This window comes from Pseudomonas sp. HLS-6 TE3448, assembly GCF_053629555.1.
On sequence record NZ_JBRJIO010000001.1, the window covers coordinates 4,951,093 to 4,962,949 of the forward strand.

The 11,857-nt window shown below is 60.9% G+C and carries 9 protein-coding genes; 2 read left to right on the forward strand and 7 right to left on the reverse strand.

Annotated features, from left to right (window positions below):
* Positions 1-23: 23 nt before the first annotated feature.
* The 3 genes from AB7M23_RS22720 to leuC form a co-directional block, all read right to left on the reverse strand.
* A complete protein-coding gene (locus AB7M23_RS22720) occupies positions 24-791 on the reverse strand; it encodes a class I SAM-dependent methyltransferase (RefSeq protein WP_454242092.1) in 768 nt (255 codons plus the stop codon).
* Between the two features lie 66 nt (positions 792-857).
* On the reverse strand, positions 858-1,502 hold the full coding sequence (gene leuD / locus AB7M23_RS22725) for a 3-isopropylmalate dehydratase small subunit (protein WP_330523943.1): 645 nt from the start codon (positions 1,500-1,502) through the stop codon (positions 858-860).
* Positions 1,499-2,932 carry a 3-isopropylmalate dehydratase large subunit gene (gene leuC / locus AB7M23_RS22730; protein ID WP_065760965.1) on the reverse strand — a complete coding sequence of 478 codons (1,434 nt, stop codon included), beginning with the start codon at positions 2,930-2,932 and terminating at the stop codon, positions 1,499-1,501. The genes leuD and leuC overlap by 4 nt, the downstream gene beginning before the upstream one ends.
* A gap of 130 nt (positions 2,933-3,062) precedes the next feature.
* Here leuC and AB7M23_RS22735 point away from each other — a divergent pair, with 130 nt between their 5' ends.
* Both AB7M23_RS22735 and AB7M23_RS22740 read left to right on the forward strand, forming a co-directional pair.
* Entirely contained in the window at positions 3,063-3,935 is an 873-nt protein-coding gene (locus tag AB7M23_RS22735) for a LysR family transcriptional regulator (RefSeq protein WP_454242093.1), read from the forward strand.
* A gap of 74 nt (positions 3,936-4,009) precedes the next feature.
* On the forward strand, positions 4,010-7,306 hold the full coding sequence (locus AB7M23_RS22740; RefSeq protein WP_454242094.1) for a PAS domain S-box protein: 3,297 nt from the start codon (positions 4,010-4,012) through the stop codon (positions 7,304-7,306).
* A 519-nt stretch (positions 7,307-7,825) separates the two neighbouring features.
* Here AB7M23_RS22740 and AB7M23_RS22745 read toward each other — a convergent pair.
* The 4 genes from AB7M23_RS22745 to AB7M23_RS22760 all read right to left on the reverse strand — a co-directional run bounded on the left by AB7M23_RS22745 (position 7,826) and on the right by AB7M23_RS22760 (position 11,816).
* The gene (locus tag AB7M23_RS22745; RefSeq protein ID WP_102053915.1) at positions 7,826-8,788 is read right to left on the reverse strand and encodes an IS110 family transposase; all 963 of its coding nucleotides are present in this window, start codon (positions 8,786-8,788) and stop codon (positions 7,826-7,828) included.
* Between the two features lie 1,024 nt (positions 8,789-9,812).
* Positions 9,813-10,256: an Hsp20 family protein gene (locus AB7M23_RS22750; protein WP_099775446.1), complete on the reverse strand. Its 444-nt coding sequence runs from the start codon at positions 10,254-10,256 to the stop codon at positions 9,813-9,815.
* A 110-nt stretch (positions 10,257-10,366) separates the two neighbouring features.
* On the reverse strand, positions 10,367-11,326 hold the full coding sequence (locus tag AB7M23_RS22755; RefSeq protein WP_102053699.1) for a tRNA dihydrouridine synthase: 960 nt from the start codon (positions 11,324-11,326) through the stop codon (positions 10,367-10,369).
* Positions 11,327-11,375: 49 nt separating this feature from the next.
* Complete coding sequence (locus AB7M23_RS22760) at positions 11,376-11,816, reverse strand: acyl-CoA thioesterase (protein ID WP_065761957.1); 441 nt, start codon at positions 11,814-11,816, stop codon at positions 11,376-11,378.
* Positions 11,817-11,857 lie beyond the last annotated feature (41 nt).

Consider the following 11,857-nt stretch of genomic DNA (forward strand, 5'->3'; position numbering starts at 1 on the left):
CCGACACAGGCCCACCCAAAAAACTAGCGCTCGGCCCACAGTACCAGCACGTCGGTGCTGAAGGAGCCATCAGCTTCAATCTGGTAATACTGCCGCACTTCCTCGCCCATTGCCTGCTGCAATTGGCGTATGGCCGCACGCATCGGCTCAGGGGTACGCATGCGTTCCACCCACGAGGTGTACTCAAGACGTAAACGCTGACGGGTGTGGCTGCGCGTGAACAAGCCCGCTTCACTGACCTGCTGCAGCCACTCGGCGGCCGAGTAATCACGCACGTGACTGGTGTCACGCAACACTTCCACGGTTTGCAGGTAGGTGTCGAGCAACGGGCTGCCAGGCGACATGACATCAATGAACGCCACAACCCCGCCCGGTTTCAACACACGACGCACCTCACGCAACGCCAGGCCCAGATCGCTCCAGTGGTGCGCCGAATAGCGGCTGAACACGAAATCGAACGAGGCATCGGCAAACGGCAGGCGTTCGGCCGCACCGCGCTCGGTAACGATATTGCCCAGGCCACGTTCAGTGGCCGCGGCCGCCACCACATCGAGCATCTGCTGCGACAGGTCGTAGGCGACGACCTCAGCCACCAACGGCGCGACGTGAAAACTCACATGCCCGGCGCCGCAGCCCAGGTCCAGTACCCGCGCACTGCCCTGGTCGCGCAACGCGCCCTGCAACAGCGCAAATTCGGTGCCTTGGGCATGCACGGCGCTACTCAGGTAGGCGGCGGCCTGTTCGCCGAACTGGCGCTGGACGACTTCGGTGTGAACGGTGCTGCGGGTCATCGGCAGATCTCCTGGGCCCTATCGCCGGCAGCGCCAGCGATAGCCTCGACAAACTCAATACAGCAATCAGGCGTCACGAAACAGCCAGGGCTGGCTGGCGCGATGCTTGGCTTCAAACGTCGCAATGGCATCACGGTCCTGCAGGGTCAGGCCGATATCGTCCAGGCCATTGAGCAGGCAATGCTTGCGGAACGCGTCGATCTCGAAGCTCAACACCTTGCCATCGGGACGGGTGACGGTCTGCGACTGCAAGTCGACCGTCAACTGATAACCTGGCGCCGCTTCAACCTGCTTGAACAGCGCATCGACTTCCTCATCGCTGAGGATGATCGGCAGCAAGCCGTTCTTGAAGCTGTTGTTGAAGAAGATGTCGGCATAGCTCGGCGCAATAATGGTACGGAAACCATATTCCTCAAGCGCCCACGGCGCGTGCTCACGGCTGGAACCGCAACCGAAGTTTTCCCGCGCCAGCAGCACACTGGCACCCTGATAGCGCTCATGGTTGAGCACGAAATCCGGGTTTACCGGGCGCTTGCTGTTGTCCTGGTAAGGCTGACCGACATCCAGGTAACGCCACTCGTCGAACAGATTCGGGCCGAAACCGGTGCGCTTGATCGACTTCAGGAACTGCTTGGGAATGATCTGGTCGGTGTCGACGTTGGCACGGTCCAACGGGACGACAAGGCCGGTATGCTGGGTAAAGGCTTTCATGCTGCGCTCCCTTGAATCAACTCGCGTACATCGACAAAACGACCGGTAACGGCGGCGGCCGCGGCCATTGCCGGGCTGACCAGATGGGTACGTCCGCCAGCACCCTGACGGCCCTCGAAGTTACGGTTGGAGGTCGACGCACAGTGTTCGCCCGACTCCAGACGGTCCGGGTTCATCGCCAAACACATCGAGCACCCTGGCTCACGCCATTCAAAACCGGCTTCAAGGAAGATCTTGTCCAGACCTTCCTGCTCGGCCTGGGCTTTCACCAGGCCCGAGCCGGGTACCACGATCGCCTGCTTGATGGTCGAGGCAACCTTGCGGCCCTTGGCAATTTCAGCGGCGGCACGCAAGTCTTCGATCCGCGAGTTGGTGCAGGAACCGATAAATACGCGATCAAGCTGGATGTCGGTGATCGCCTGGTTGGCCTGCAAGCCCATGTACTTCAGGGCCCGCTCGATGGAACCGCGCTTGACCAGATCGGCCTCGGCAGCCGGGTCCGGTACGCGCTGATCGACAGCAAGGACCATTTCCGGCGAGGTGCCCCAGCTGACTTGCGGCTTGATCTGCGCTGCGTCCAGCTCGACGACGGTGTCGAACACGGCATCAGCATCGGAGACCAGGTCTTTCCACGCTTCGACCGCGAGCGCCCACTGCTCGCCTTTCGGCGCATACGGGCGGCCCTTCACATACTCGACCGTCTTCTCATCTGTAGCGACCAGACCGACACGGGCACCGGCTTCAATGGCCATGTTGCAGATGGTCATGCGCCCTTCGACAGACAGGTCACGAATCGCGCTACCGGCGAACTCGATGGCATGGCCGTTACCGCCAGCGGTACCGATCTTGCCGATCACGGCCAGCACGATGTCCTTGGCAGTCACACCGAACGGCAATTGGCCTTCGACGCGCACCAGCATGTTCTTCATCTTCTTGGCGACCAGGCACTGGGTAGCCAGTACGTGCTCGACCTCGGAGGTGCCAATACCATGGGCCAAGGCACCGAAAGCACCGTGGGTGGAGGTGTGCGAATCGCCGCAAACCACGGTCATGCCTGGCAGGGTCGCGCCCTGCTCCGGGCCGATCACGTGAACAATGCCCTGACGCACATCATTCATCTTGAACTCGACGATGCCATACTCGTCGCAGTTTTCATCGAGGGTCTGCACCTGCAGGCGCGACACCTGGTCGACGATGGCCTCAATGCCGCCCTTGCGCTCAGGCGTGGTCGGCACGTTATGGTCAGGCGTGGCAATGTTGGCATCGATGCGCCAGGGTTTGCGATTGGCCAGACGCAGGCCTTCGAAGGCTTGCGGCGACGTCACTTCGTGAATGATGTGACGATCGATGTAGATCAGCGCCGACCCATCGTCGCGCTGCTTGACCAAATGCGAATCCCAGAGCTTGTCGTAGAGCGTTTTGCCGGCCATCAGACTGTTCCTCATCAGCGTCTTTCTATGCCAATAACCACTTGGCTTGTACGGACGATGCTATGAGGTTAGATTGAATAACTCAAATTCATAATTTTTATACTTTGGATAACCAAAAGGAATCCGAGTAGTGGACCTGGCCAACCTCAATGCTTTTATTGCCATCGCCGAAACCGGGAGCTTTTCCGCTGCCGGCGAACGCCTGCACCTGACCCAGCCGGCCGTCAGCAAACGCATTGCCGGGCTTGAGCAACAATTGGACGTACGGCTGTTCGACCGCCTGGGTCGCGAAGTGAACCTGACCGAGGCCGGGCGTGCGCTGCTGCCGCGGGCCTACCAGATCCTCAACGTGCTGGACGACACCCGCCGTGCCTTGACCAACCTGACCGGCGAAGTCAGCGGCCGCCTGACTCTGGCCACCAGCCATCACATCGGCCTGCACCGTTTGCCGCCATTGCTGCGAGCCTTTACCCGAGCCTACCCGTCCGTCGCACTGGATATTCAGTTCCTCGACTCGGAAGTGGCCTATGAAGAAATTCTTCATGGCCGCGCCGAAATCGCCGTCATCACCCTGGCGCCCGAGCCTCACGCCCTGGTTCGCGCCGTGCCGGTCTGGGACGACCCGCTGGACTTCGTCGCCGCCCCCGAACACCCGCTGGCACGCAAGGGCGCGGTAAGCCTGGCCGATATCGCACACCACCCAGCGGTTTTCCCCGGCGGCAACACCTTCACCCACCATATCGTTCAGCGCCTGTTTGAAGCGCAGGGTCTTCCCCCCAACATCGCCATGAGCACCAACTACCTGGAAACCATCAAGATGATGGTGTCCATCGGGCTGGCGTGGAGTGTGCTGCCACGTACTATGCTCGATGATCAGGTCGCATCCATCGCGTTGCCAGGCATACAACTGTCGCGACAACTAGGCTACATTCTGCACACTGAGCGAACGTTATCGAATGCCGCCAAAGCCTTCATGGCTTTGCTCGACAGCCACGCAGTATGACCTTGAGCCCAGGCTGAACGCTTACAGAAGGCTCTGATCCAAAGGATGTGTTACTCGCCAAAGGTCTGGTATCGATGCCCAAATCAGCAAACCGGTTTCCGCGCCTGCCCCGTATACACGCCGCCGACCCTCAGGAATCCGAGCAAACCTGGGAAAGCGCCACGCAATTGCTGGCTGCTCTAAACGGCGCGCACCTGGGCGCCTGGTTCTGGGATGTGGAAAGCGGACGCCTGAGCTGGTCACGCGGAACACAGGCACTGTTCGGTTTTGACCCGCAGCAGCCACTGCCCAACGACCTCGACTATCTCGAGCTGTTGCCCGTGGAAGACCGCGCCCGCACCCTGCAGACCTTTTATGCGGTAATGGCCGGCGAGCCACAGGACCAAGCCTTGCGCCATCGCATCCGCTGGCCGGACGGTAGCGTTCACTGGCTGGAGATCAATGGCAGCCTGACCCATGACAAACAGGGCAAGCCACAGATGATCGGGGTCATACGCGAGATTACTCGCCAGCGCGAGCGGGAAGCGGCGCTGATCAACTCCGAGAAGCGCTTCGCCACCCTGTTCCACCTCAGCCCCAACGTGATCCTGCTGACCCGACGCATCGATGGTCAGATCTATGAAGCCAATCAGCATTTTGAGAAAACCCTGGACTGGCCCTGCCACCAGGTGATCGGCAAGACCACACTGGAGCTGGGCCTGTGGGTCAATCCGCAGCAACGCCATCAGGTCCTGGAAGCCACCCGCAACACCAGCGACCCCATCACCCTGGAAGTGCAGTTTCGTGCAGGCAGCGGACAAATCCATGACGGCATACTGAGCACCCAGGGCATCGAGATGGAGGGCGTCGCCTACCTGCTCAGCACCTTTGTCGACACCACTGAACGCAAACGTGCCGAACAGGCACTCAAGGACAGCCAGGAGCGCCTGGACCTGGCGCTGGATTCCGCGCAACTGGGTACCTGGGACTGGCACATTCCCAGCGGCATGCTCTATGGATCAGCCCGCGCCGCACAGCTGCATGGCCTTGAGCCCGTTCCATTCCATGAGTCTTTCGAAGCCTTCTTCGAAGGCGTGCCCGAACAAGAACGCAGCAGCATGCGCCAGGCCTATCGCAGCCTGCGCGAAGGCCCTGCCGGCAATTACCAGATCACCTACCGTATCCAGCTGGAAAACGGTACGTCGCGCTACATCGAGAGCCGCGCGCGCCTCTACCGCGACGAACAGGGTAATCCTCTGCGCATGGCCGGCACCCTGCTGGACATTACCGAACAGGTCGAACGCGAACAGCGCCTGACCAGCTCGGAAGAAAAATTCGCCAGCCTGTTCCAGGCCAGCCCAGACCCGATTTGCGTAACCCGCCAGGACAGCGGTCAATTCATCGAGATCAACCCGGCCTTTACCCAGACCTTTGGCTGGCAAGCCAAACAAGTACTCGGACGCACCGCTGAACAGATAGGCCTGTGGGCCGAGTCGAACGAACGGGCCAAGCGTATTGAACAGGTTATTCGCGATCAGGCCCTGAACAATGTCGCCGTGCTGGTCAACCACAAGGATGGCCACCCCCTGACCTGCGTAATCTCCAGCCGCCTGATCAAGGTCGACAATGAGCCGTGCAGCGTTACCACCCTGCGTGACATTACCCAGCAACAACGCGCCGAAGCCGCGCTGAAAGCCAGCGAAGAGAAATTCGCCAAAGCCTTCCACTCAAGCCCCGACGCGATCACCATCACCGAACGCGAGAGCGGCCGCTACCTGGAGGTGAACGACGGTTTCTGCCGTTTGACCGGTTACAAAACCGCCGAAGTCATTGGCCGCACATCCCTGGAGATCGGTGTCTGGGCTGACGACAAACAGCGGGCAGCACTGCTTGCCGAACTGCTGGAAAAGGGCCGGGTCCACCATCGGGAAATGCTTGGGCGCAACAAGCGCGGTGAAGTGCTCACCCTGGAAGTGTCGGTAGAACCCATCACGCTCAATGAAACCGAGTGCCTGCTGCTGACCGCACGCGATGTCAGCCAACTGAAAAACGCCCAGGCGCAGATTCGCCACCTGGCTTATCACGACCCGCTGACCAATTTGCCAAACCGTGCCTTATTGATGGACCGCCTGAGCCAACAGATCGCCTTGCTCAAACGTCACAACCTGCGCGGCGCCCTGCTGTTCCTCGACTTGGACCACTTCAAGCACATCAACGACTCGCTGGGCCATCCGGTGGGCGATACCGTGCTGAAAATCATCACCGCTCGCCTGGAGGCCAGCGTGCGCCTGGAAGACACCGTGGCGCGGCTCGGCGGGGACGAATTTGTTGTACTGATCAGCGGCCTGGAAGGTAGCCGTGAAGAGGTCGAAGACAAGGTTCGCAGCCTGGCCGACACCCTGCGAGCACTGCTGGCGGAACCGATGTCACTGGACGGACAACGCCTGCAAGTAACCCCGAGCATTGGCGTGGCACTGATTCCCGACCATGGCTCGACCCCGGCCGACCTGCTCAAGCGCGCCGACATCGCCCTCTACCGCGCCAAGGACTCGGGCCGCAACACCACTCAACTGTTCCACAACACCATGCAAAAGGCCGCAAGCGAGCGCCTGCGCATGGAGAATGACCTGCGCCTTGCACTGGCACGGGGTGAACTGGCACTGCACTTCCAACCGCAGGTCGACGCCCGCGATAACCGCATCATCGGCGCCGAGGTCTTGCTGCGCTGGCATCACCCGCAACTGGGCCAGCAACCACCCAGCCAGTTTATCCAGGTGCTGGAAGAAAGCGGCCTGATCCTTGAAGTCGGCAGCTGGATTCTCGACGAAGCCTGCGATGCCTGCGCGCGCATGCTGCAAGACGGCCTGATCGATGCCGATGAGTTCAGCCTGTGTGTCAACATCAGCCCACGGCAGTTCCGCCAGAACGACTTCGTCGAGCGGATACGCCGCAGCCTGGATGACTATGGCCTGCCCTACCGGATGCTCAAGCTGGAGATTACCGAAGGCATCGTGATCCAGAACCTGGAAGACACCATCAACAAAATGCGCGAACTCAAGACGTTTGGCGTCAGCTTCGCCATGGACGACTTCGGTACCGGCTACTCGTCACTGACCTACCTCAAGCGACTGCCGGTGGATGCACTGAAAATCGACCAATCGTTCGTTCGCGATGCCCCGGTAGACCCCAACGACGCCGAGATCGTCCGCGCCATCGTCGCCATGGCCCGCAGCCTGGACCTGGCGGTGATTGCCGAAGGGGTGGAGTTGTCCGAGCAACTGGAATTTCTTGAACAACTGGGTTGCCACCTCTACCAGGGTTACCTGCACAGCCGCCCACTGCCGCTGAACGAGTTTCGCGAACTGCTGCTGGAAGCACCCGAGGATCGCTGAAGCCTCTGGGGGATGCAGGCTTGCCTGCGATGGCGTCGGTGGGGTCTCAGCGAGTGCGCGGCGCCTGCATCGCGGGCAAGCCCGGCTCCTACAGCTTGCGCGGGGCCTGTTGGAGCTGGCTTGCCTGCGATGGCGTCGGTGGGGTCTCAGCGAGTGCGCGGCGCCTGCATCGCGGGCAAGCCCGGCTCCTACAGGTTGCGCGGGGCCTGTTGGAGCTGGCTTGCCTGCGATGACGTCGGCGGGGTCTCAGCGAGTACGCGGCGCCTGCATCGCGGGCGAGCCCGGCTCCTACAGCTGGCGCGGGCCCTGTTGGAGCTGGCTGGCCTGCGATGGCGTCGGTGGGGTCTCAGCGAGTTCGCGGCGCCTGCATCGCGGGCAAGCCCGGCTCCTACAGGCTGGCGCGGGCCCTGTTGGAGCTGGCTGGCCTGCGATGGCGTCGGTGCGGTGTCTGTGAGTTCGCGGTGTCTGTATCGCGGGCAAGCCCGGCTCCTACAGCTTGCGCGGGCTCTGTTGGAGATTCTATGTTTGGGGGGAACCCCCAAACATAGAGTTTGGTTGGTACTCACTTTGGTTTTTCATCAAGGCAAACACCACTCTGGCCAGTTTGCGAGCCAGAATCACCAAGGCCTGGGTACCCTTGAGGCCTCGGTCCAGGTAACGCTGATAGAACGGTCTCCAGGTTGGCGAGCGGCTGGCAGCCATTGCGCTGTTGTGAAATAAGCGCCGGAACTCCGAATCGCCCCGTTTGGACAAGTAGCGTTTCTGATCTTTCTTGCCTGATTGTCTCACTCGCGGATCCATGCCCAGGAAGGCAATGAAGCCATCGCTATCGGAAAACTCTCCGCGCATGAAGGCTGTTACCGCAGCTGTGGCAGTCAGGACGCCTATGCCTTCAACGGCTTGGCAGCGTTTTACCTGAGCGTCCATACCCGCTTCGCTAACGATGTTTTTCAGCGTCTTCTGAATGCCTTTTTCAATCTGCTCTACACAGCGCAGGTATTCATCCAGCGCCTCTTCGAGCAAGGGTTCGTCCCTCCAACTTTGCTTGATTGCCACCCGATGTCGAACGAGCTCAGCCCGGCGTCGCAGCAAGCTTTTGAGCTGCGTGTAAGCCTTGGGGGGCGGACTCCAGATTCTGAGTTTGTCGGACTCTTTGCCCAAATAACGCGCCAGCAAGACCGCGTCCAAAGCATCTGTTTTTGCCCGGACACCTATCCCATCGCGGTATTTATTGAGGCGGCTGCCATCAATGACATAAACGTCGTGACCCAGTTCATGAGCCATTTCCGTCGTGTCGAGGTGATAGGTGTTGGTCGCTTCAATCGCCAGTGCACAGTTGTCTGGCAATAACTTAAGCCAGTTTCTCAGTGCTGATCGTTCATTGGCGACGACCAAAATGCTCTCTTCGTCGCACCGATAGACAACGATCTCGTCCTTCGCGACATCCACACCAACGACCACCTGCGAATCAAGGATTGTCATCGCTCACCCTCCGAGCTAGGGTTTAGAAACTTGTCGGGGTTCACCGTTGCGCTGGCTTGTTGCTATCGTCGGTCCGAGCCGATGCATTCCTTATCGGCGCATTAGGTGAAGGGGTGGGACGATGTCTCCAACAGTCTGTACTGGTCAGAGTCAGAAGCGAGGCTTTAGTCCCACCCACCCCTTCAAGTCTAAACATACAAGCAGGCTGGCCTGCGATGGCGTCGGTGGGGTGTCCGTTAGTTCACGGTGTCTGTATCGCGGACAAGCCCGGCTCCTACAGGTACGCGGGCCCTGTTGGAGCTGGCTTGCCTGCGATGGCGTCGGTGGGGTCTCAGCGAGTACGCGGCGCCTGCATCGCGGGCAAGACCCGCTCCTACAGGCTTGCGCGGGCTCTGTTGGAGCTGGCTTGCCTGCGATGGCGTCGGTGGGGTCTCAGCGAGTGCGCGGCGCCTGCATCGCGGGCAAGCCCGGCTCCTACAGGCTGACGCAGGCTCTGTTGGAGCTGGCTTGCCTGCGATGGCGTCGGTGGGATGTCAGTGAGTTCGCGGTGGCTGCATCGCGGGCAAGCCCGGCTCCTACAGGTTGCGCGGGCTCTGTTGGAGCTGGCTTGCCTGCGATGGCGTCGGTGCGGTGTCCGTGAGTTCGCGGCGTCTGTATCGCGGGCAAGCCCGGCTCCTACAGGCTGGCGCGGGCCCTGTTGGAGCTGGCTGGCCTGCGATGGCGTCGGTGCGGTGTCTGTGAGTGCGCGGCGTCTGTATCGCGGGCAAGACCCGCTCCTACAGCTTGCGCGGGCTCTGTTGGAGCTGGCTTGCCTGCGATGGCGTCGGCGCGGTGTCCGTTAGTTCGCGGCGTCTGCATCGCGGGCAAGACCCGCTCCTACAGCTTGCGCGGGCTCAGTCGGTGGGGTGTCTGCGGGGGTGAGCGCCAGCATGTCTGGGGCTTAAAAAACGAACCCCCGCTAAAAGCGGGGGTTCGTGTGCAGCGTGAGGGCACCCAGAGGCGCCCCTTTCATCGCCATGCGCACTCAGTTGAGTGCAGGCTGGTTCCCATTGATCGGGATACGCTTGGCCTTGGCCTCTTCCGGAACAATGCGCAGCAGGTCGATGCTGAGCAGGCCGTTGGCCAGGGCTGCGGCCTTGACCTCAATATGGTCGGCCAGCCGGAACGACAGTTTGAAAGCCCGCTGGGCAATGCCCTGATGCAGGTAGGTCACGCTTTCGGCGTTGCTGTCGCGCTTGCCGCCAACAACGGTCAAGACGCCTTTCTCCACTTGCAGGTCCAGGTCCTGCTCTTGGAAGCCAGCAGCGGCAACGACGATTCGATAGTGGTCATCGCCATGCTTTTCCACGTTGTAAGGTGGGTAGCTGCTACCCGCTTCATTACGTGCCGCCGATTCGAACAGGTCATTAAAACGGTCGAAACCAACGGAATGGCGGAACAGTGGAGCCAAAGAAAAAGCAGTCGTCATGGTACATCTCCTGATAATCAGCGAGGGATTCAACGCGACCCGAATTCGGCATCGCGTACTCCCTAGATGTGGACCCGACAAACGATTTCAAGCGCCCTCTGAAAAATTTTTCAGGCTGCCTCAGTGAACGGCATACCGATCAATTGCCCGACGCGATCACAGTCGGTTTCCCGGCGCAGTTCGGTGAACAGCGCGGTCGCTTCGGGGTAGGTACGGGTCAGCATCGCCACCCACTGTTTCAGGCGCCCAGGTGCCGCACGTGGCGTCAGCTCGGCCCTGGCCTGGCGCCAGAAGTCCTGGAGCAACGGCATCAGCGCCTGCCAGTCCAGCGGCACAAATTCGACCCCATCGCGCTCGGCGGCGATCTGCCGCGCCAGGTCTGGCCGGGATACCAGGCCACGACCCAGCATGATGTCCTCGACACCACTGATTTCACGGCAACGTCGCCAGTCTTCCAGGGTCCAGACCTCACCATTGGCAAACACCGGCACCTTGACCACGTCCTGCACCCGCGCCACCCACTCCCAATGGGCAGGCGGCTTGTAGCCATCCACCTTGGTTCGCGCATGCACCACCAGGTGCGCCGAGCCGCCTTCGGCCAGCGCCGTGGCGCAGTCAAGCGCACCGTCCGGGCTGTCAAAACCCAGGCGCATCTTCGAGGTCACCGGAATATGCGCCGGTACTGCCCGCCGCACCTCGCGAACAATGGCGTGCAGCAGCTCAGGCTCCTTGAGCAATACCGCGCCGCCACGCGACTTGTTCACTGTCTTGGCCGGACAACCAAAGTTCAGGTCAATCACCGGCGCGCCAAGCTCACAGGCCAACGCGGCGTTCTCGGCCAGGCACACCGGATCGGAACCCAGCAATTGCACGCGCAGCGGTACGCCGGCTGCGGTTTGCGCGCCCAAGGCCAACTCAGGCGCCATCTTGTGGAAATGCGCAGCCGGCAACAAACGGTCGCAGACCCGAATGAACTCAGTGACACACCAGTCGATGCCGCCAACCCGGGTCAGGACGTCGCGCAGAATGTTGTCGACCAGCCCCTCCATGGGGGCCAGGGCAATTTGCATAGGTTGTGTCTCGAGCGAAGAAGGCGCGCAGTCTAGCAAAAAGCCAGGTCTATCGGGCCCCGGCCATCAGCGCCTGACCATACCCCTCAAGAAACTCTGCGGGCATGCGCTTAGGCTTGCCTGTGGACAACTCGATGCAGACAAAGGTGGTCTGCGCCCGTAGCAAGGTGGCGCCATCGCTGGGACGCACCAACTGAAAACGACGTGTCATTTTCAGGCGCTGATCCCAATCGACAATCCAGGTCGCCAACTGCAACTCATCGTCCTGATACGCACTGGCCAGGTAATCGATTTCATGCCGAACCACAGCCATCGCCCGGTCAAGTCGCCGATACTCGACCAGATCCAGGCCCAGGCGCTGCGAATGGCGCCAAGCGCAACGCTCCAGCCAGGTCACATAGACCGCGTTATTGGCATGACCAAGGCCATCGATGTCTTCTGCGCCAACACGCAGGTCGATGACGAATGGCGTTTCAAGATCCCAACTCATGCCCGCTCCAGGTGCTAGGTAGACCGAAAAAGTGTAACGGA

What these genes read in the sequence shown, in the direction of transcription:
- AB7M23_RS22720 (WP_454242092.1), bottom strand. Translation starts at nt 791, where the DNA reads ATGACCCGCAGCACCGTTCACACCGAAGTCGTCCAGCGCCAGTTCGGC.
- leuD (WP_330523943.1), bottom strand. Translation starts at nt 1,502, where the DNA reads ATGAAAGCCTTTACCCAGCATACCGGCCTTGTCGTCCCGTTGGACCGT.
- leuC (WP_065760965.1), bottom strand. Translation starts at nt 2,932, where the DNA reads ATGGCCGGCAAAACGCTCTACGACAAGCTCTGGGATTCGCATTTGGTC.
- AB7M23_RS22740 (WP_454242094.1), top strand. Translation starts at nt 4,010, where the DNA reads ATGCCCAAATCAGCAAACCGGTTTCCGCGCCTGCCCCGTATACACGCC.
- AB7M23_RS22745 (WP_102053915.1), bottom strand. Translation starts at nt 8,788, where the DNA reads ATGACAATCCTTGATTCGCAGGTGGTCGTTGGTGTGGATGTCGCGAAG.
- AB7M23_RS22750 (WP_099775446.1), bottom strand. Translation starts at nt 10,256, where the DNA reads ATGACGACTGCTTTTTCTTTGGCTCCACTGTTCCGCCATTCCGTTGGT.
- AB7M23_RS22755 (WP_102053699.1), bottom strand. Translation starts at nt 11,326, where the DNA reads ATGCAAATTGCCCTGGCCCCCATGGAGGGGCTGGTCGACAACATTCTG.
- AB7M23_RS22760 (WP_065761957.1), bottom strand. Translation starts at nt 11,816, where the DNA reads ATGAGTTGGGATCTTGAAACGCCATTCGTCATCGACCTGCGTGTTGGC.